Here is a 19,355-nt window from a genome sequence, read left to right on the forward strand (position 1 = left end):
GCGTGGCAGTCTATACGCAGGTTTCGGCGGAAGCGCTTTCGGCGTTTCTCGCAGGGTTCGACGTCGGCGCGCTGGTTTCAGCCAAGGGGATCGCCGAGGGGGTCGAGAATTCGAACTATCTGGTCGACACCACCGACGCGCGGTTCATCCTGACGCTGTACGAGAAGCGCGTCGCCGCGGATGACCTGCCCTATTTCATGGCGCTGCTCGACCATCTGGCGAGCCGGGGCAACCCGGTGCCTCCGGCGATTCCGGATCGCGACGGCCGGCTGATCCATGAGCTTGAGGGGCGCCCCGCCTGCCTGATCCAGTTCCTCTCGGGCGTTTCGGTGACGCAGCCGACCCCTGCCCAGGCCCGTGCGGCGGCGGAGGCGATGGGGCGGATGCACGCCGGCCTGTCCGACTTCAGCCTGAACCGTCCGAATTCGATGGGCATCGACACCTGGGCGGAACAGCTCACGCGCTGCGGCCGCGACCTCGATGCCATCGATAACGGTCTGTTCGACCGGCTGTCGGCTGCGCTGGACCGGATCATCGCCCAGTGGCCGCGCCACCTGCCGAGCAGCGCGATCCATGCCGACCTGTTTCCCGACAATGTGCTGATGCTGGGCGACCGCGTCACGGGACTGATCGACTTCTACTTCGCCTGCACGGATATCCGGGCCTATGACGTCGCGGTGATGCACGGCGCCTGGGCGTTTGACGGCACCGGCCGCGCCTATGACGACGAGGTCGGGGGCGCCCTGCTGGCCGGTTACCAGTCCAGCTTCGGCCTGTCGGAGGACGAACGGGCGGCCTTGCCGATCCTGGCTGAAGGCGCAGCACTGCGCTTCCTGCTCAGCCGCGCCTGGGACTGGCTCAACACGCCGGCAGACGCGATGGTAACGCGCAAGGACCCGCTGGCCTATCTGCGCCGGCTCGATTTCTACCGGGAACACGGAACCACCATCTTCGCATGACCGAACTTCAGCATGTCGAGATCGCGACCGATGGCGCGTGCAAGGGCAACCCCGGCCGTGGCGGCTGGGGCGTGGTGTTGCGCATGGGCGGGGTCGAGAAGGAGTTATCCGGCGGCGAGCGCGAGACAACGAACAACCGGATGGAGCTGATGGCGGCGATTCAGGGGCTGAACGCGCTCAAGCGGCCGTGCCGCGTCACGCTGTCGACCGACAGCCGCTATGTCATGGACGGCCTGACCAAATGGATCCATGGCTGGTTGAAGAATGGCTGGAAGACCGCCGATCGCAAGCCGGTGAAGAATGCCGATCTCTGGCAGCAATTGCTCGCCGCCGCCAAGCCGCACCGCGTCGAATGGAAATGGGTCAAGGGCCATGCCGGCCATCCCGACAATGAACGCGCCGACCGGCTGGCGAGCGAAGCGGCCCTCGCGCAATAACGATCGCCCGACCGCAGGCGGCTCAGGCCTCGGCGGATTTCACGAAGAAGCGGTCGATCACGTCGCGCGCCAGTCGCGCCGGACGCAGCGTTTCCGCATCGACGCAGCACCAGCTCGACTTCACCTCGGCGAGCACTTCGGAACCGCGAGTGATCACCGTATCGTAAAAGGCGCGGGCGCCCTGCACCCGCTCGAGCAGCACGGTGGCGACAACATCATCGTCCAGAAAGGCCGGGCGGCGATAGGTAATCTCGTGCTTCAGCGCGACCCACAGATGCTGCGCGACTGCCTCGACCGGCGCCAGCGCCTGCCAGTGGCTGATCACGGCCGCCTGCACCCATTTCAGATAGCTGGCATTGTTCACATGCCCCATGAAATCGATATCGTCGGCAGCGACGTCGATCGGAAAGTCATAGGGTCGAGCATGGCTGGTCATCGTGCGCAGTCCTAGCATGACGGGCACGTCAAGGCGAGCAAAACCGCGCAAATCCGCGGTTTGCGAAACGGCGCCTGCCGTAGCGTCAGACCATCCGACCGCCGCTGGCGGTCAGCGGACGATCCGCCGCGTCACCCCTCGACGGCTGCGCCGGGACCGTTCTTCAAGATCGATTCGATCGCATTCTGGGCACCGGCTTTCGAGGCATAGCCCTCGGTCCAGAATATCGTCTCGCTGTTATATTTGAACTTGGCGACATACTCGCCTGCCTTGTTCTGCTCGATCACGAACTTGTGCGCCATGACCCACTCCTGTGGCTGCGGAGCCGTGTTCTTACCGCAAGAACCGGCCCGGTGCATAGCGATCCGCGTCGATATGCGCGACGGCGTCGGCAGGCTGCCGGCCCAGCAGCAACGCCGTCGCCATCATCGCCGCGGCAGCCGAGGTCTGGATGCCGAAACCGCCCTGCCCTGCACACCAGAAGAAGCCGGGGACGGCCGGATCGAACCCGTAAACCGGCAGCCGGTCGGGGGCAAAGCTGCGCAGGCCAGCCCAGCGATGCTCGACGCGCGTGACCTGCCAGTCGACACACCGTTCGAACCGGTCGATGGCGATCGCCACGTCGATCTCCTCGGGTTGCGCATCGCACGGATCGGTCGCGGTCTCGTCATGCGGGCTCAGCCACAGCCGCCCGCCCGGCTCGGGCTTGAAGTAGAAGTCGCCGCCGATATGGCCGACATGGGTCAGGTCCGCGGGCGGCGCGGGATCGGTCTTCAGCTGGACCATCGTGCGGCGATAGGGCTGGATGCCGAGCGGTGCGACGCCGGCCATGCGAGCGACCGGGTCCGCCCAGGCGCCGGCGGCATCGACCACGATATCGGCCGCGATCGGACCGGCGCGGGTCTCGATCTGCCAGCCCCCCGCAGCGCGCCCGATCGCTTCGACACCGGCGCCCAGTCGAAGCTCGGCACCCGCGCGCCTGGCCTCTGCGAGATAGGCTGCGTGAAGTCCCGCCACGTCGATATAGGCAACATTCGGCTCGAACGCACACCATCGCCACTCGTCGCGAAGCCCGGGGATGCGTTCGCGCGGATCGACATCCTCCAGCACCACGCCGCTGCCCTCGAACTCGGCGAGATAGGCGTCGATCAGGCCCCGCTCGTTGCGGCGGGCGATGTGGTGCGAGCCCAGCGGCTGGAGAAACGGGCGCAGTCCGAGTCCGGATGCGCTGGTCAGCGGCTGGACATGCGGCCCGCCATAGGTCTCGGACCAATAGGCGGCCGAGCGCCCGGTCGAATGATAGCCGGGTTGGTCTTCAGCCTCGAGGATGACGACGCGGGCATGCGGCGCCAGCTCGGCCGCCATGCTGGCGCCGGCGATCCCTCCACCGATGATCGCGATGTCGTAGCGGTTCAACGTGGCTGTGCTCGCGCCTGAAGGAAGCTGTCGATCTCACCCATGGCGCGGTCGCGGACCGCGTCGCCTTCGCGGAGCAACTCGTGCGCGGCTTCCTTGCCGAAACGGACGACTCGGGCATCGGGCAGCGAGGGGGCGATCGACAGCGCCGACCTGGGCTCGACCAGCCCGTCGGCATCCGCGACCAGCATCAGCGTTGGCACGCGCATCTCTCCCAGCTTTGGCGAGGCGCGCAACTCACGCATCGACCTAAACGCCTCGGTCACCCAGCGCCAGCTGGGCGGTCCGGTGACGGTTTCGGGATTTGTCTTCTGCCAGAAGAGCTCATCCTCGTACCGGTCGCGGTCATGCGTCAACAGCGCGGCGCGCGTTTCGGTCGTGTAGGGCTTTTCATTGCCGCGCCACGCGGGGCGCGAATCATCGCCCGCCGCGCTCATCAGCCGGGCCAGCCGCTCGCCCATCACCTGGCCGAACGGGCTTTTCACGCCCAGCATCGGCGCGATCAGCACCGCCGCGTCCGGGGTTACCGCACCCTCGACCAGCGCGCGCAACAGGATATGTCCGCCCATCGAATGGCCCATCGCGACGTGCGGCCTCGGCGCGGTCGCTGCCCACTCGCTATAGAACGCATCGAGGTCGCTGACGAACAGCCCGAAATCCTCGATATGACCGCAATTGCCCGCCGCACTCAGTCGGCCCGAGCCGCCCTGCCCGCGCCAGTCGAACGACGTGATCGACCATCCCTGGTCATGCCAATGGCCGAACACTTCGAGATACTTCTCGAACACGTCGCCGCGCCCGCCCTGGAACAGGATCGACCCGCGCGGCTGCGCGGCTTCGGCCGGCCAGGAGAAGACCCGGAGCGACCAGCCGTCCGGCGCGCTCCACTGATGGATCTTCGCGCCCGGGGGAATCGCGCGGCGGTCATACGGGGAACCACTCATGCGCCGTGGTTACGTTTTGGAAAGCAGGTCCGTCTAGGAAATTGGCGGCATGGGGGAATTTACAGCCACCTTTTTGTTGATCGCGCTCGGGCTGCTCCTGGTTTCCGCAGGGATTCAGGATGCCCGGACGCGTGAGATCGCAAACTGGAAGAATCTGGCGATCGCGCTGCTCGCGCCATTCTGGTGGTGGCACCAGGGCATGGCGCTGTGGCCCGACATCGCGGTCCAGCTTGGCGTCGCGGCGCTCGTCTTCGTCTTTTTTCTGGGCGCCTATGCGATCGGGCAGATGGGCGGCGGCGACGTCAAGATGATCGGGGCGCTGGCGCTGTGGCTGCCGCTTCAGCCGCTGCTGTGGATGCTGATCCTCATGTCGCTGCTGGGCGGCGCACTGACCCTGGTCATGCTGGGCGAGAAATGGCTGCGCCGAAAGGCGGGGCCGCTGGAGGTGCCGTACGGCGTGGCCATCGCCCTCGCCACGCTCGTCGTACTTCGCGAACCGATCATTAACCAATTTGCATGAGAGTCGGCGCCGGAGAGGTCCGGTCCGGCCTGGTGGGAACTGAAGCGTCATGGATGCACGAAAGATCATTCTACTCGTCGGAGCGCTCATCGTCGCCGCGATCACCGCGTTCATGGCGCGATCGATGGTCCTCGGATCGTCGTCGCCCGAGGCAAGCGCGGTTCCGGTCGTCAACGGCCAGCCACAGCCGGCGCAGAACACCGTCCAGGTGCTGGTCGCCACCCGCGCGCTGCCGGTGGGCACGATCCTCGATCCGGAGGCGATGAAGTTCGTCCCCTGGCCCAAGGACCTGATCGAAGGCGCCTATTATCAGCAGGGCGAAGTCGACATGAAGTCGCTCCAGGGCACCGTGGTGCGCTTCGCCATTCCGGCCGGCCAGCCGCTGACGCAGGGCGCGCTGGTCAAGCCCGGCGACCGAGGCTTTCTGGCAGCGGCACTCGGACCCGGCATGCGCGCCGTCACCGTTCCGGTCGATGCCAAGGGGTCGGTCGCAGGCTTCGTCTTTCCGGGCGACCGGGTCGACCTGATCCTGACGCAGGAAGTCGCGGGCGGCGGTGACGGGCCGTCGCTGAAGGCAGCGGAGACGGTGTTGCGCAACGTCCGCGTGCTCGCAACCGACCAGCGCACCGACAAGCAGACCGACGAGAAGGGCAACACCGTCGTCACCACCTATTCGACCGTGACGATCGAGGCGACGCCCAAGATCGCCGAAGAGATTGCCGTGGCCCAGACCGTCGGCTCGATCTCGCTATCGCTGCGCTCGATTGCCGACAATCAGGGCGAACTCGAGGAGGCAATCGCCAGTGGCGATGTCGACGTTCCCGAGAATGGCGATGTGAAGGGCGAGAAGGCGATGCTGGCCCGGGTGGCCGCACGCCCCAGCACCGGCGCCGCCAGCGTTTCGACCGGTGCCGACGTGTCCCGGTTCCAGCGCCGCACCGTTCCCGGCAAGCCCCGGGACGATCGCGGCGGTACGGCCCAGGCCGCGGCGGGCCAGGCATCCTATCCGGGTGGCGCCGCACCCATCGCACAGGGACCGGTGGTCAAGGTCTCGCGCGGCAACAACGTGACCGTCGTTCCGGTCGGGGGGAAGAATTAAGATGCACAGTCACAAGCGCCTGGCGTGGACGATCGCGATGCTCGCGACCGCCGCCGGGATCGGCGCCGTCGTCACCCCCGCCGCCGCCCAGACGATCGCCGCGTCGGCCGGTGCGCCGGTGGTCCAGCTCAACACCGGCCGCGGCCGCCTGATCCAGCTGGATACGGCGATGAGCGACGTGTTCGTCGCCAACGAAACCGTCGCCGACGTCCAGGTTCGCTCGCCCACCCAGCTCTATGTCTTCGGCAAGGGCCCGGGCGAAACCACCTTGTCGGTCGTCAACAAGGCGGGCCGCGTGATCTATTCGGTGACGGTCCGGGTCGGCAACAATATCGACTCGATCGACTCGATGCTGCGCCTCGCCATGCCCGAGGCGGAGGTCACCGCAACGCCGATGAACGGACTGGTGCTGCTGACCGGTACCGTCGCCAGCCCGGGCGACGCGGCCGAAGCCGAACGGCTGGTCCAGGCATTCGTCGGCGATCAGACCAAGATCGTCAGCCGTCTGCGCACAGCGACGCCGTTGCAGGTCATGCTGCAGGTCCGCTTCGCCGAGGTCAGCCGCAGCTTCCTGAAGAATGTCGGCGTCAACCTGATGACGCGCGACAACGGCAGCGGCATCTCCTTCGGCGTCGGATCGGGCACGCGGACGAATTTCGGGACAATCGGAAAGATCGACACGAGCGGCCTGCCCGTCCTCGACGCCTCGTCCAAATTCGGTTTTCCGGCCGGCACGATCGCCCTGCCGTTCGATCCGGCACGCGGTGATTTCGTCTATCCCGGTGGCGTCGCCAACACGTTCACCAAGAGCCCAAATCATTTTTCGACGCTCGGCCTTGCCGGGCGGCTGCTGGGCCTCGACGTGCTTTCGGCGATCGATCTTGGCGAACGCATCGGCCAGGTCACCACGCTGGCCACGCCGAACCTGACCGCGCTCTCGGGCGAGACCGCCACCTTCCTGGCGGGCGGCGAGATTCCGATCCCGATCAGCCAGGGGCTCGGCGCCGTCTCGGTCGAGTATAAGCAATATGGCGTCAGCCTCGCGTTCACCCCGACGGTGATGTCCGACGGCCGCATCTCGCTGCGCGTCCGCCCCGAGGTGTCGCAGCTGTCCGAGGCGGGCGCGGTCACGATCGGCAGCACGTCGATCCCCGCCCTCACCACCCGCCGAACCGAAACCAGCATCGAACTGGGATCGGGCGAGAGCATGATGATCGCCGGCCTGGTGCAGAACACGCACAATAATGTGATCGACAAGGCGCCGGGTCTTGGCGACGTGCCGGTGCTCGGAGCGCTGTTCCGGTCCAACGCGTTCCAGCGCAACGAGACCGAACTGGTGATCGTGATCACCCCCTATCTGGTGAAGCCGGTCAACGGCAGCGACATCCGCCTGCCGACCGACGGCTATCAGGCGCCGAACGATTTCGACCGGATTTTCGGCGGGCAACTCACCGGCTCGTCGGCCAATCCGGACCGGCCCAAGCCGACCATGGCCCCTCCGGCGGGCGCGATCGGGTCGACCGGCCTGCCCCCCGCACCAGGCACGAGCGTCCCGCAACAGGCACTCGCTGCCCCGCCGGCTCCGGCGCAGCCCGCCATCGGAGCGGACCGTCGCCGCTCCGGTAAATCGCGGACCGCCGCGGCTGCCGCACCGGGCTTCAGCCAGTGAACCAGCGTCTCAGGGAGATCATCATGTCGAAGCGTATCGCCCTTCCCGCCCTTCTCGCCCCGACGCTGCTGCTCGGCGGTTGCGGCAGCTACAATGGCGGCGTGGAGTCGGTGTATCAGCCGGTCGTCCAGCGCAGCGACTATGTCCTCGACCTTCAGTCCCAGGGCTATGCGCTCGCGCCGGGCGAAACCCAGCGCCTGGCCGGCTGGATGCAGGCGATGAACCTGCGCTACGGCGACCGGGTCGCGCTGGACGATGGCGGCGACGGCACCGTCGGCCGCGAGGAGGTTCGTGCGGCGGCCGGTCGCTACGGACTGCTGGTAGCCGACCGCCCGCCGGCGACCGTCGGCGAGGTTGCACCCGGTACCGTCCGTGTCGTGGTGACGCGGATGACCGCTTCCGTGCCCAACTGCCCCGACCGCTCGGGCAATAGCCAGCCCGACTTCAGCGCCACGACGTCGTCCAACTATGGCTGCGCGGTCAATTCCAACCTGGCGGCGATGATTGCCGACCCGAACGACCTCGTTCGTGGCGCGCCCGGCTCCACGACCAGCGATCCGGCGGCGGCGAGCAAGGCGATCAAGGTCTATCGCGACACCCCGCCGACGGGAACGGGCGGGCTCAGAACCTCGGGCACGGCAGGGGGCACCAAGTGAACGCGCCATTCAATCCGGGCCGGGTCGGCCAGCGGGAACCCTTCGTTGCCTTCGTGTGCGACGAGGCGACGGCCGAGGCTCTGCGTCCGATCGCGGTCGAGCTCGGCTGGAGCCCGGAAAAGGTCAACAAGGGCGGCCTGCGCAACGCGGTCCAGACCCTGTCGGTCTCGGCAAGCCCGCACATCCTGTTCGTCGACCTGTCCGAATCCGGGGATCCGCTGAACGACATCAACGCGCTGGCCGAAGTGTGCGAACCCGGCACGGTCGTCATCGCGTCGGGTCAGGTCAACGACGTCCGTCTGTATCGCGACCTGCTGGCCAGCGGCCTGCAGGACTATCTGCTCAAGCCACTCAACCCGGACGCGCTGCGCGACGTCTTCGGCCATGCGCAGGCGATGCTGATCGCGCCGAAGCAGGCCGAGGCGGGATCGGAACGGCCGCATTGCGCGGTGGCGGTGATCGGCGCGCGCGGCGGTGTCGGCGCGTCGACGATCGCGACGTCGCTCTCCTGGCTGACGAGCGAGAAGCACAAGCGCGCGACCGCGCTGCTGGACCTCGACGTGCATTTCGGCACCGGGGCGCTTTCGCTCGACCTGGAGCCGGGCCGCGGCCTGACCGACGCGATCGAGAATCCGAGCCGCATCGACGGACTGTTCATCGAACGGGCGATGGTGAAAGCGTCGGACATGCTCGCCGTCCTGTCGGCCGAAGCGCCGATCAATACGCCGGTGCTCACCGACGGCGCTGCCTTCTACCAGTTGCAGGAAGAGATCCGCAGCGCGTTCGAGACGAGCGTGACCGACCTGCCGCGCAACATGCTGGTGCTCCATCCACACCTGATCAGCGAGGTTCAGATCGCGGTGCTGGTGACCGACCTCACCCTGGCGGCAGCACGCGACGCGATCCGCATTCTCAGCTGGTTCCGCTCCAATGCGCAGCAGACCCAGGTCATCGTAGTTGCGAACAAGGTCCATCCGGCTGCCGTGCTGGAAATCAGCCGGAAGGACTTCGAGGGGTCGATCGAGCGCAAGGTCGATTTCGTCCTGCCGTTCGATGCGAAGATCGCGTCGCAGTCGGCGAAGCTGGGTAAGCCCTTCGCCGAGGCCGCCAAGGGGGCCAAGGCGTTTGCCGGGCTTGCCGAGCTCGCAAATCGCATCACCGCGATCGCCGATGCCGGCGAGCGTGACGATGCGCCGGCAAAGGCGAAGACCGTGCCCGGAAAATCCACGGGCAAGCAGCCTGGCAGCACCTCGCTGTTCGACCGGCTGAAGATCCGCGTCCCGCGCAAGGGAAAGTAATCGTCGCACGGCCGGGGCCCACGCCCCGGCCGCCGCGCCGCATCGATATCGGAGAATGACGCGGCATGGACTTGTTGCCGTACATCATGGTCGGGGGCGGCGCCTTTACGGTGCTGGCGCTGATGGTCTTCGCCTTTTCCGGCCCCTCGGCGGAGCGTGCCGGCGCGCGCCGGCTGGCGGGGTTGCGCGAGCGTCATACCGTCAGCCCGAGCGGCGCGAACGCGATGGAAGCGCAGCTGCGCAAGATCACGACCAACCGCGCCAATCGCATGGACACGCTCGCGGTGCGGCTGCTCCCCAATCCCGCCCAGTTGCAGAAGCGGCTGGCGATGACGGGCAAGCCGTGGACCGTCGGAAAATACGGCCTGGCGACGCTGGGGCTGTTTGCAGTCCCGGCCGCGCTGCTCCTGCTTCAGGGCGCGCCGGTGTGGCTGGCGCTGTTCATCGCATTGTTCATCGGTGCCGGCGTGCCGCATTTCGTGGTCGGCTTCTTCATCGGCCGGCGCGTCAACCAGTTCACCGTCAAGTTTCCGGACGCGATCGAACTGCTGGTCCGCGGCCTTCGCTCGGGCCTGCCCATCACCGAGACGATCACGGTCGTCGCCCAGGAGCTTGACGGTCCGGTCGGCGAGGAATTCCGGATGATCGCCGATAAGATGAAGATCGGTCGGACGCTGGACGCGGCGCTTCAGGAGACCGCCGATCGGCTGGGGACGCCCGAATTCCAGTTCTTCACCATCACGATCGCGATCCAGCGCGAGACCGGCGGCAACCTGGCCGAGACTCTGTCAAACCTGTCCGAAGTGCTGCGCAAGCGCGCGCAGATGAAGCTGAAGATCAAGGCGATGTCATCGGAATCCAAGGCGTCGGCGCTGATCGTCGGCTGTCTGCCCTTCATCGTGTTCGGGATGATCTGGTTCATCAACAACGGCTACATGCTCAAATTCTTCACCGACGAACGGCTGATGGTGGCCGGCGGCGGCGGCCTGATCTGGATGTCGCTGGGCGCCTTCATCATGGCCAAGATGGTCAATTTCGAGATTTGAGGGCGACATGACCGCTGCATCCGGCCCAACGATCCTTGGCGTCGACGTCCTCTGGGTGGCGACCCTGCTCGCCGCGATCGCCGCGCTGTCGATGATGGTCGCCGTCTATGCGGCGACCACGGTGCGCGACCCGATGACCAAGCGGGTCAAGGCGCTGAACGAACGCCGCGAGCAGCTGAAGGCGGGCATCACCGCCTCGACCTCGAAGCGACGCGCCAAGCTGGTCCAGCGCAACGAGAATGCCGACAAGATCCGCGCCTTCCTGTCCTCGCTCAAGGTGCTGCAGGACAGCCAGGTCAAGCAGGCCCAGGTCAAGCTGATGCAGGCCGGCATCCGATCGAAGGAGTGGGCGCCGGCGGTCATCTTCGGCCGGCTCGTGCTGCCGATCGTGATCGGCGGCCCGATGATCTGGCTGGTCTATTTCACGCCGGTCTTCGCCGACTGGACGCCGATGAAGCAATATGGCCTCGTCGCGGTCAGCTTCATCCTGTCCTACAAATTTCCCGACCTGTATCTGAAGAACAAGATCCAGAAGCGCAGCCATGCGATCCGCAAGGGGCTGCCCGACGCGCTCGATCTGCTCGTCATCTGCGCCGAGGCCGGATTGACCGTCGATGCCGCCTTTGGCCGGGTCGCGCGCGAACTGGGGCGTGCCTATCCCGAGCTGGGCGAGGAATTCCAGCTCACCTCGATCGAGCTCGGATTCCTGACCGATCGGCGCAACGCTTTCGAGAATCTGGCGACCCGCATCGATCTCGACGCGATCCGCGGCGTGGTGACCACCATGATCCAGACCGAGAAATACGGCACGCCGCTCGCCTCTGCGCTCCGCGTGCTATCCGCCGAGTTCCGCAACGAGCGGATGATGCGCGCCGAGGAAAAGGCGGCGCGCCTGCCGGCGATCATGACGATCCCGCTGATCTGCTTCATCCTGCCGGTGCTGTTCATTGTCATTCTCGGCCCGGCAGCCTGTTCGATCAACGACAGCTTCATCAACCGCTGAGGCGGCGGATCAGGCAAAACCCGCGGCCCGCCGGATGGCAGGCCGCGGGCAGTTGTCACTTCTTCAGCAGCGCCGCCTGAGCGGCCGCGAGCCGGGCGATCGGCACGCGATAGGGCGAGGCCGACACATAATCGAGGCCGACGCTCTCGCAGAAGGCGATCGAGGCCGGATCGCCGCCATGTTCGCCGCAGATGCCCAGCTTGATGTCAGGCCGCGTCGAGCGACCGCGCTCCGCTGCCAGCTGGATCAGTTCGCCGACGCCCTCGACATCGATCGAGACGAACGGGTCCTTGGCGTAGATTCCCTTCTCGACATAGGTCGTCAGGAACCGCGCGGCGTCGTCGCGGCTGACGCCCAGCGTCGTCTGGGTCAGGTCGTTGGTGCCGAAGCTGAAGAACTCGCCGACCTCGGCAATTTCCGCCGCACGCAGCGCGGCGCGCGGCAGTTCGATCATCGTACCGACCAGATACTCGATCGTAAGACCCTGTTCGGCGAAGACCGCCTGAGCGGCCTTGTCGACCACCGCCTTCATCAGCTCCAGCTCGCGCCGAGTGCCCACCAGCGGGATCATCACCTCCGGAATCGGGGCATCGCCCGATTTCTGCGCGACGAGCACTGCCGCCTCGAAGATGGCGCGGGCCTGCATCTCGTAGATTTCGGGATAGGTCACGCCCAGCCGGCAACCGCGATGGCCCAGCATCGGGTTGAACTCGTGCAGCTCGGCAGCGCGGCGCTTCAGCGTTTCGACGTCCAGACCGGCGGCCTGAGCGACTTCGGCAAACTCGCTCTCCTCGTGCGGCAGGAACTCGTGCAGCGGCGGATCGAGCAGGCGGATCGTGCAGGGCAGACCCGCCATCACCTCGAAGATCTCGACGAAATCGCCGCGCTGTTCAGGCAGCAGCTTGTCGAGCGCGGCGCGGCGGCCGGCCTCGTCCTCGGCCAGGATCATCTGGCGGACCGCGGTGATCCGCGCCGCATCGAAGAACATATGCTCGGTCCGGCACAGGCCGATGCCCTCGGCGCCGAAATCGCGGGCGGTGCGGCAGTCGAGCGGGGTCTCCGCATTGGTGCGCACCCTCAGGCGGCGGCCCTCGTCCGCCCACACCATCAGAGTGCCGAAATCGCCGGCCAGTTCGGGCTGCACCGTCGGCACCGCACCCAGCATCACCTCGCCGGTCGCGCCGTCGATCGTGATGATGTCGCCTTCACGGACCTCGCGGCTGCCGATGCGGAACAGCTTTTCCTTGGCGATGATCGACAGCGTACCGGCGCCCGACACGCAGGGCCTGCCCATGCCGCGGGCGACGACCGCAGCGTGGCTGGTCATGCCGCCGCGTGCGGTCAGGATGCCCTTGGCCGCGTGCATGCCGTGAATGTCCTCGGGGCTGGTCTCGACCCTGACCAGGATCACTGACTCGCCGGCGGCATTGGCCTTCTCCGCCGTGTCGGCATCGAACACGACCTTGCCCGATGCCGCGCCGGGCGACGCCGGCAGCCCCTTGGTCAGCACATCACGCACCGCGTCGGGATCGAGCGTGGGGTGGAGCAGCTGATCGAGCGCCTGCGGATCGACGCGCAGGATCGCTTCCTCGCGCGTAATCAGCCCTTCGTTCGCCATGTCGACCGCGATCTTCAACGCGGCCTTGGCGGTGCGCTTGCCCGCGCGCGTCTGCAGCATCCACAGCTTGCCGCGCTCGACGGTGAACTCGATGTCCTGCATGTCGCGGTAATGGCGTTCGAGCAGGTCGAAGACCTGCGCCAACTCGCCATAGACCTCGGGCATCGCCTCTTCCATCGACAGGGGCTTGGCACCCGCTGCCTCGCGCGCGGCCTTGGTCAGATATTGCGGCGTGCGGATGCCGGCGACGACATCCTCGCCCTGCGCGTTGATCAGGAACTCGCCATAATAGGCATTGTCGCCCTTGGCCGGATCGCGAGTGAAGGCAACGCCGGTGGCCGAGGTGTCGCCCATGTTGCCGAAGACCATCGCCTGGACGTTGACCGCGGTACCCCAATCGGCAGGGATATCGTTCAGCCGGCGATAGACCTTGGCCCGCTCCGACTGCCACGACCCGAACACCGCGCCGATCGCGCCCCACAGCTGATCGTGCACATCCTGCGGGAACGGCTTGCCGTCCCACAGTTCGACCACCAGCGCCTTGTACTCTGCGACCAGCGTGCGCCAGTCGTCGGCGGTCATCTCGGTGTCGAGCGAATAGCCGCGATCCTCCTTGGCGATCTCCAGCGCTTCCTCGAACCGGCCGTGATCGAGTTCGAGCACGACGTCGGAATACATCTGGATGAAGCGGCGATAGCTGTCCCAGGCGAAGCGGGCGTCGCCCGAGATCGCGGCCAGCCCTTCGACCGTGTCGTCGTTCAGGCCGAGATTGAGCACCGTGTCCATCATGCCGGGCATCGACGCCCGCGCCCCCGAGCGGACCGAGACGAGCAGCGGATCCGCTGCAACGCCGAACTTCTTGCCGGTCAGCCCTTCGATATGGGCGATTCCGTTGGCGACTTCGGCCTTCAGGCTGTCGGGGAACTTGCCGCCCTGCTCGTAATAGACGGTGCACATCGGCGTCGCGATGGTGAAGCCGGGAGGAACCGGCAGGCCGATCGACGCCATGCCGTCCAGATTGGCGCCCTTGCCCCCCAGCAGGTTCTTGTCGCCATTGCCCCCGTCGGAAACCCCACCGCCGAAGCGATACACATATTGCGTCATTCGACTTCCCTTCGCCCACCGCTAGCGCTTGGGCCGCGCGTACCGCAGGTGCGAAGAAGGGGAAAGCCGCTGACCGCGTTGTCAGGTGCAACTTTTGTTTGCCAGACGAGAAAGCTGGTGGATCAACCCTCGATACGAGCGAAATCCGCCACCTTGTGCACCGCGTCACGCATCCGCGCGAGCAGGGCGAGACGCGCAGCGCGCTTGTCGGGATCGGAGTCGTTGACCGTCACCTGATCGAAGAAGGAATCGATCGGCGCGCGTAGCGTCGACAGGGCGGCCATCGCGCCTTCGAAATCCTCGGCCTCGACTGCCTGAGCCGCACGCGATTCGGCTGCGTCGAGCGCATCGGACAGCGCCTTCTCCGCCGGCTCGGGCGCCGGATTGGTGGCGCCTGCCGCAAAGGCTTCCTTCTTCAGGATATTGGCCGCGCGCTTGTAGCCCGCCAGCAGGTTCCGCCCGTCTTCAGTTCCGACAAATGCCTGGAGCGCGCGGACGCGGGCGAGCAGGCGCACGAAATCATCCTCGCTACCCAGCGCAAACACCGCATCGATCAGGTCGTGGCGCACCCCCGCCTCGCGCTGCTGCACCTTCAGCCGGTCGGCGAAGAAGTCGAGCACGTCCTGCTCGACCGCACTGCCCAGCGGGAAGCGAAGGCCATTGTCCAGGATCAGCGCAAGCACGCCCAATGCCGAGCGCCGCAGAGCGAACGGGTCCTTAGACCCGCTCGGCTTGAGATCGACCGCGAAGAAGCGGGTGATGCTGTCCAGCTTGTCAGCCAGGCTGACCGCGACCGTTGCGCCGGCGCTCGGCACGGTGTCGCCCTGCCCCGCCGGCTTGTAATGGTCGCGCACCGCCTCGGCCACTGCCGCCGGTTCGCCCTGCGCGGCGGCATAATAGCCGCCCATCAGGCCTTGAAGCTCGGGAAACTCGCCGACCATGCCGGTGACGAGATCGGCCTTGGCCAGCCGTGCCGCACGCTCGGTTTCGGCTGCGTCGGCACCGGGCACGATACCCTGCTCGACGAGCCAGCGCGCCAGCTTGGCGACGCGATCGACCTTGTCGGCGACCGTCCCCAGCTTCTCGTGAAACACGATCTTCTCGAGTTTCTGCGCCTGTTCCGCCAGCGAGACCTTCAGATCGGTCTCGTAGAAGAAGCGCGCATCGCTCAGGCGGGCGGCAAGAACCTTCTGGTTACCCGCCACGATCTTCTCGCCGCCATCGGCCGCGTCGATATTGGCGACGCAGACAAAGGCGTTGGCCAGCTTGCCGTCACGGTCGCGGCAGACGAAATATTTCTGGTTCACCCGCGCGGTCAGCTGAATGACCTCGGGCGGCACGTCCAGAAAGCCTTCGTCGAACCGGCCGAGCAGCGGCACCGGCCATTCGGTCAGGCCCGCATTCTCGGCCAGCAGGCCGTCATCCTCGATCAATTCGAGGCCGGCTTTCTGCGCGGCCAGCTTCGCACCCAGCGCGATGATGCCGCGGCGCTCGCCGCCATCGACCACGACGTGGCAGGCGCGCAGCTTCTCGACATAGTCGTTCGCGCCGCCGATCGTGATGATGTCGGGATGGTGGAAGCGGTGGCCGACGGTCGCCGCGCCACTGGTCAGTCCCGCCGCTTCGAACGGCACGACATCCTCGCCGAAGATCGCGACGATGCCCTGGAGCGGGCGGACCCAGCGCTGGCTCTCGGTCGAAGTGGACGTCGCCCCCCACCGCATCGACTTGGGCCAGGGGAAGGCGCGGATCACCGCCGGCACCGCTTCGGCCAGCACCTCAGCCGTCGCACGGCCAGGCTTGTCGATCACGGCGTAGAGGACACCGTCGCGCTCAACCAGCTGGTCGGCGCTCAGCCCGGTCTTGCGCAGAAAGCCTTCCAGCGCCTGGGGCGGCGCACCGGCGCGCGGCCCCTTGATCTCCTCGCTGACCGCAGCGGTTTCGGCCGGCAGGCCGCGCGCGATCAGTGCCAGTCGGCGCGGCGTCGCATAGGTGATCGTCTCGCTTGCCTTCAGGCCGGTCTTGTCGAGTTCAGCCGCGAACAGGCGGGCCAGATCCTCGCGCGCCTTTTCCTGCATGCGCGCCGGGATTTCCTCCGAGCGGAGTTCGAGAAGAAAATCGCTCACGCCGCCCACCCGTTCTTTTCCATCCATGCCGCGCAGCTGCCCTTCGCCAGATCGCGGACGCGGCCGATATAGGCCTGGCGCTCCGCGACCGAGATCACGCCGCGCGCGTTCAGCAGGTTGAAGATATGGCTCGCCTCGATCGCCTGCTCATAGGCCGGGATCGGCAGCTTCGCTTCCAGGCAGTTCTCGCACTCGGCCGCCGCCTTGCGGAACAGGTCGAACAGCGTCTCGGTGTCGGCGACCTCGAAATTCCATTTCGACATCTCGCGCTCATTCTCGAGGAAGACATCGCCATAGGTCATTTGCGGCACACCCGGCTGCGCATCGTTGAACGCCAGGTCGTACACGCTGTCCTTGTTCTGGATGTACATCGCCAGCCGCTCAAGCCCATAGGTCAGCTCGCCCGCCACCGGCTTGCAGTCGAACCCACCCATCTGCTGGAAATAGGTGAACTGCGTCACCTCCATCCCGTCGCACCACACTTCCCAGCCCAGGCCCCAGGCGCCAAGCGTCGGCGATTCCCAATCATCCTCGACAAAGCGGATGTCATGCTGGGTGAAATCGATGCCGATCGCCTTCAGGCTGCCAAGGTAAAGCTCCTGCAGGTCGGGCGGGCTGGGCTTCAGGATCACCTGATACTGGTAGTAATGCTGCAACCGGTTCGGGTTCTCGCCATAGCGGCCGTCGGTCGGGCGACGGCACGGCTGGACGAAAGCGGCATTCCACGGATCGGGGCCCAGCGCGCGCAGCGTCGTCGCGGTATGAAACGTGCCCGCGCCCATGCGCATGTCATAGGGCTGAAGGATCAGGCAGCCGCGAGCGCTCCAATAGTCGTGGAGCGTCAGGATCATGCGCTGGAAGCTGAGAGGATCGGACACGTTATCATCCAGTGACGAAAATTCGGCCCGCTTTGGCGCAGCCTCCACGGGGGGTCAATGGCGGGGCGTTGACAGCCACGCGGCGACATGTCCTGCTGTGCTTGATGACCTTCGCCCTTCTGCGTCGTACCCTGTGCTGGCCATATCTCTGCGCACTGGCCGCGCTGTTCCTGGCTGCCGCACCGACGAGTGCGCAGGTCGGCCCGAACCCGAAGGCCTCGGCCGCGCCGCCGAAGCAGGTCGACGTCAAGAACAGCGATGCGGCGAAGCCCGATGCCAAATGGGAGGCGGCGCTCGAGCGCGAACGCAAGCGCGTTGCCGCGTCGCAGAATTACGATCCCAAACCCGCCATCTGGAAGATCGGCGACGCCGATACGACCATCTATCTGTTCGGCACCGTGCACGCGCTGCCGCCCGGGTTTCGCTGGCGCAACCCCGGGCTGGACGATGTCATCCGCCGCGCCGACACGCTCTGGCTGGAATCGACCGAGGCCGATGACGAGGACGCCGCCAACCTGACCCACACCGATGGCAACGGCCAGAAATTGCGGCCGCTGCTGGATCGCAGCACCCATCGGATCCGCGCACAGCTTGCGCAAATGCAGAACGACCTGCCGTCCGACGTCGCCAAGTCGCTCGACGAGATGCCGACCTGGCTGGCGGCCATGACCCTGGGATCGGTGCGCGACATGAAGGCCGGCGAAATCCTCGATCAGGGTGCCGACGACTGGCTGGAAAAGCATTTTAGAGAGACGGGGCGCCCGGTCGCGGCAATCGAGGATGCGAAGGCGGTGACCGCATCGCTCGATGCAATCCCCGAGGCGGCCCAGCAAATGATGCTGGAGGCGGCGATCCTCTCGCCGGAGCGCAACCATGAGGAGATGGACAGCGGCGCCCATGCCTGGGCGAAGGGCGACGTCGGACCGGACTCGATCCTGCGGATCCGCCCGGAAGACCTCGATCCCGCCGGGTTGATGGCAGCGCCGCTGCTCGACGACCGCAACCGAGCCTGGGTCGTGAAGCTGCGCGAGCGGTTGAGCAAGCCCGGGACGCTATTGTTTGCAGCGGGTGCGGGTCATTTCGTCGGACCGGGATCGGTGATCGATCTGCTCGAGAAACAGGGTGTCCGCGTCGTGCGCGTGCAGTAGGGAAGAGCCATGTTTCGTAACCTGCTCTGGCTGCTCGCCCCGCTGGCCCTTCTGTCCTGCGCCGCGAAGGAACCCGACCGCGATGTCGACCCCGCCCTGTGGGTCGTGAAGGACCGGGACACGACCATCTATCTGTTCGGGTCGGTCCATGCGCTGCGTCCCGGCCTGAGCTGGTTCGACGAGGCGGTGAAGAACGCGTTCGACCACAGCCGCGAGCTGGTGGTCGAGGTGGTTTTGCCGCCCCAGGCCGAGACCGCAGAGATGCTGCGGGAGATGGGTGAGCTCCCTGCCGGCACCCGGCTAAGCCAGCAGCTTCCGCCCGAGCTAGCCAAGCGGGTGCGCGAGTCGTTGAAGCGCGCAGGCCAGCGCGAGGACATGGTCGAGAAATACGAGCCTTGGCTCGCCGCGATCCAGCTTGCGGTGCTGCCCAACCGGGCCGAGGGCTATGACAGCGCCTATGGCGTGGAAAGCGTGCTGACTGCGGCCGCGAAGAAATCGAAGAAGAAGATTTCCGGCCTCGAAACTCCGCGCCAGCAATTCGGCTATTTCGACACCCTTTCCCCCGCCGCGCAGCAGGTACTGCTGGGCGAGACGCTGGACAGCATGACTACTGCGGGGACGACGATGGACCGGATCGTTACCGCCTGGGGCAAGGGTGATACCGAGGCGCTCGCCGCCCTTATGAACGAGGATTTGTCAAAGTCTCCAGAGCTGACCCAGGCGCTGCTAATCCAGCGCAACCGCAATTGGGCGGGTTGGGTGGCAGCACGCCTGCGCAAGCCCGGCGTCGTTTTCGTTGCGGTCGGCGCGGGCCATCTGGCAGGCGATAACAGCCTCCAGCGCGAGTTGCAGCGCCGCGGGTTGAAGGTCACTCGCATCCGCTATTGACCCGCCACCCAGCCTCGGCCGCTCTGCTTGCCCTTTACGGGTCTTTCCGTTATGGGCGCACGCTTGCTTGGCAGGGTCATCCCTGGAGGCCTGTCCGGCAAGACGCACAT

At 66.4% G+C, this 19,355-nt stretch carries 18 protein-coding genes; 11 read left to right on the forward strand and 7 right to left on the reverse strand.

Annotated elements, in window-relative coordinates:
- Positions 1-2: 2 nt before the first annotated feature.
- Both thrB and rnhA read left to right on the forward strand, forming a co-directional pair.
- Positions 3-959 carry a homoserine kinase gene (gene thrB, locus ACZ1H8_RS03090; protein ID WP_465179944.1) on the forward strand — a complete coding sequence of 319 codons (957 nt, stop codon included), beginning with the start codon at positions 3-5 and terminating at the stop codon, positions 957-959.
- Complete coding sequence (rnhA, locus tag ACZ1H8_RS03095; RefSeq protein ID WP_465179945.1) at positions 956-1,396, forward strand: ribonuclease HI; 441 nt, start codon at positions 956-958, stop codon at positions 1,394-1,396. Before thrB ends, rnhA begins: the two co-directional genes overlap by 4 nt.
- A 22-nt stretch (positions 1,397-1,418) precedes the next feature.
- On the opposite strand, the gene ACZ1H8_RS03100 is transcribed toward rnhA, so the two are convergent.
- The 4 genes from ACZ1H8_RS03100 to ACZ1H8_RS03115 form a co-directional block, all read right to left on the reverse strand.
- On the reverse strand, positions 1,419-1,832 hold the full coding sequence (locus ACZ1H8_RS03100; RefSeq protein ID WP_465179946.1) for an acyl-CoA thioesterase: 414 nt from the start codon (positions 1,830-1,832) through the stop codon (positions 1,419-1,421).
- 131 nt (positions 1,833-1,963) lie between these two features.
- Positions 1,964-2,134, reverse strand: coding sequence for a YegP family protein (locus ACZ1H8_RS03105; RefSeq protein ID WP_110148959.1), 171 nt, complete (start codon positions 2,132-2,134; stop codon positions 1,964-1,966).
- A 31-nt stretch (positions 2,135-2,165) separates the two neighbouring features.
- Entirely contained in the window at positions 2,166-3,248 is a 1,083-nt protein-coding gene (locus ACZ1H8_RS03110; protein ID WP_465179947.1) for an NAD(P)/FAD-dependent oxidoreductase, read from the reverse strand.
- Positions 3,245-4,192, reverse strand: coding sequence for an alpha/beta fold hydrolase (locus ACZ1H8_RS03115; protein ID WP_465179948.1), 948 nt, complete (start codon positions 4,190-4,192; stop codon positions 3,245-3,247). Before ACZ1H8_RS03115 ends, ACZ1H8_RS03110 begins: the two co-directional genes overlap by 4 nt.
- A 49-nt stretch (positions 4,193-4,241) precedes the next feature.
- Between ACZ1H8_RS03115 and ACZ1H8_RS03120 the strand changes: the two genes are divergently transcribed.
- The 7 genes from ACZ1H8_RS03120 to ACZ1H8_RS03150 all read left to right on the forward strand — a co-directional run bounded on the left by ACZ1H8_RS03120 (position 4,242) and on the right by ACZ1H8_RS03150 (position 11,483).
- The gene (locus ACZ1H8_RS03120) at positions 4,242-4,712 is read left to right on the forward strand and encodes an A24 family peptidase (RefSeq protein ID WP_465179949.1); all 471 of its coding nucleotides are present in this window, start codon (positions 4,242-4,244) and stop codon (positions 4,710-4,712) included.
- A 49-nt stretch (positions 4,713-4,761) separates the two neighbouring features.
- A complete protein-coding gene (gene cpaB / locus ACZ1H8_RS03125) occupies positions 4,762-5,811 on the forward strand; it encodes a Flp pilus assembly protein CpaB (protein ID WP_465179950.1) in 1,050 nt (349 codons plus the stop codon).
- Position 5,812: 1 nt separating this feature from the next.
- Positions 5,813-7,480: a type II and III secretion system protein family protein gene (locus ACZ1H8_RS03130; protein WP_465179951.1), complete on the forward strand. Its 1,668-nt coding sequence runs from the start codon at positions 5,813-5,815 to the stop codon at positions 7,478-7,480.
- Positions 7,481-7,503: 23 nt separating this feature from the next.
- A complete protein-coding gene (locus ACZ1H8_RS03135; protein WP_465179952.1) occupies positions 7,504-8,136 on the forward strand; it encodes a CpaD family pilus assembly protein in 633 nt (210 codons plus the stop codon).
- Positions 8,133-9,434, forward strand: a complete 1,302-nt coding sequence (locus ACZ1H8_RS03140) for an AAA family ATPase (RefSeq protein ID WP_465179953.1) — start codon at positions 8,133-8,135, stop codon at positions 9,432-9,434. The genes ACZ1H8_RS03135 and ACZ1H8_RS03140 overlap by 4 nt, the downstream gene beginning before the upstream one ends.
- A gap of 65 nt (positions 9,435-9,499) precedes the next feature.
- Positions 9,500-10,480, forward strand: a complete 981-nt coding sequence (locus ACZ1H8_RS03145) for a type II secretion system F family protein (protein WP_465179954.1) — start codon at positions 9,500-9,502, stop codon at positions 10,478-10,480.
- Positions 10,481-10,487: 7 nt separating this feature from the next.
- A complete protein-coding gene (locus tag ACZ1H8_RS03150) occupies positions 10,488-11,483 on the forward strand; it encodes a type II secretion system F family protein (protein ID WP_465179955.1) in 996 nt (331 codons plus the stop codon).
- Positions 11,484-11,538: 55 nt separating this feature from the next.
- Here ACZ1H8_RS03150 and ppdK read toward each other — a convergent pair whose 3' ends face one another.
- From ppdK to ACZ1H8_RS03165, 3 genes are all read right to left on the reverse strand, one after another.
- A complete protein-coding gene (gene ppdK, locus ACZ1H8_RS03155; RefSeq protein WP_465179956.1) occupies positions 11,539-14,205 on the reverse strand; it encodes a pyruvate, phosphate dikinase in 2,667 nt (888 codons plus the stop codon).
- Between the two features lie 122 nt (positions 14,206-14,327).
- Positions 14,328-16,331: a glycine--tRNA ligase subunit beta gene (gene glyS, locus ACZ1H8_RS03160; protein ID WP_465179957.1), complete on the reverse strand. Its 2,004-nt coding sequence runs from the start codon at positions 16,329-16,331 to the stop codon at positions 14,328-14,330.
- Positions 16,328-17,182 (reverse strand): glycine--tRNA ligase subunit alpha, encoded by an 855-nt coding sequence (locus ACZ1H8_RS03165; protein ID WP_465181325.1) that lies wholly within the window; start codon positions 17,180-17,182, stop codon positions 16,328-16,330. Before ACZ1H8_RS03165 ends, glyS begins: the two co-directional genes overlap by 4 nt.
- A 131-nt stretch (positions 17,183-17,313) precedes the next feature.
- Between ACZ1H8_RS03165 and ACZ1H8_RS03170 the strand changes: the two genes are divergently transcribed.
- Both ACZ1H8_RS03170 and ACZ1H8_RS03175 read left to right on the forward strand, forming a co-directional pair.
- A complete protein-coding gene (locus tag ACZ1H8_RS03170) occupies positions 17,314-18,357 on the forward strand; it encodes a TraB/GumN family protein (RefSeq protein WP_465179958.1) in 1,044 nt (347 codons plus the stop codon).
- A gap of 9 nt (positions 18,358-18,366) precedes the next feature.
- Positions 18,367-19,245 carry a TraB/GumN family protein gene (locus ACZ1H8_RS03175; RefSeq protein ID WP_465179959.1) on the forward strand — a complete coding sequence of 293 codons (879 nt, stop codon included), beginning with the start codon at positions 18,367-18,369 and terminating at the stop codon, positions 19,243-19,245.
- The last annotated feature ends 110 nt before the right edge of the window (positions 19,246-19,355 follow it).

Source organism: Sphingomonas sp. BL-S-25, from assembly GCF_055521555.1.

Excerpts from the sequence above, each read along its gene's own strand:
- rnhA (WP_465179945.1), top strand. The coding sequence starts at position 956 with ATGACCGAACTTCAGCATGTCGAGATCGCGACCGATGGCGCGTGCAAG.
- ACZ1H8_RS03100 (WP_465179946.1), bottom strand. The coding sequence starts at position 1,832 with ATGACCAGCCATGCTCGACCCTATGACTTTCCGATCGACGTCGCTGCC.
- ACZ1H8_RS03105 (WP_110148959.1), bottom strand. The coding sequence starts at position 2,134 with ATGGCGCACAAGTTCGTGATCGAGCAGAACAAGGCAGGCGAGTATGTC.
- ACZ1H8_RS03115 (WP_465179948.1), bottom strand. The coding sequence starts at position 4,192 with ATGAGTGGTTCCCCGTATGACCGCCGCGCGATTCCCCCGGGCGCGAAG.
- ACZ1H8_RS03120 (WP_465179949.1), top strand. The coding sequence starts at position 4,242 with ATGGGGGAATTTACAGCCACCTTTTTGTTGATCGCGCTCGGGCTGCTC.
- cpaB (WP_465179950.1), top strand. The coding sequence starts at position 4,762 with ATGGATGCACGAAAGATCATTCTACTCGTCGGAGCGCTCATCGTCGCC.
- ACZ1H8_RS03130 (WP_465179951.1), top strand. The coding sequence starts at position 5,813 with ATGCACAGTCACAAGCGCCTGGCGTGGACGATCGCGATGCTCGCGACC.
- ACZ1H8_RS03135 (WP_465179952.1), top strand. The coding sequence starts at position 7,504 with ATGTCGAAGCGTATCGCCCTTCCCGCCCTTCTCGCCCCGACGCTGCTG.
- ACZ1H8_RS03145 (WP_465179954.1), top strand. The coding sequence starts at position 9,500 with ATGGACTTGTTGCCGTACATCATGGTCGGGGGCGGCGCCTTTACGGTG.
- ACZ1H8_RS03150 (WP_465179955.1), top strand. The coding sequence starts at position 10,488 with ATGACCGCTGCATCCGGCCCAACGATCCTTGGCGTCGACGTCCTCTGG.
- ppdK (WP_465179956.1), bottom strand. The coding sequence starts at position 14,205 with ATGACGCAATATGTGTATCGCTTCGGCGGTGGGGTTTCCGACGGGGGC.
- ACZ1H8_RS03165 (WP_465181325.1), bottom strand. The coding sequence starts at position 17,182 with ATGATCCTGACGCTCCACGACTATTGGAGCGCTCGCGGCTGCCTGATC.
- ACZ1H8_RS03170 (WP_465179958.1), top strand. The coding sequence starts at position 17,314 with ATGACCTTCGCCCTTCTGCGTCGTACCCTGTGCTGGCCATATCTCTGC.
- ACZ1H8_RS03175 (WP_465179959.1), top strand. The coding sequence starts at position 18,367 with ATGTTTCGTAACCTGCTCTGGCTGCTCGCCCCGCTGGCCCTTCTGTCC.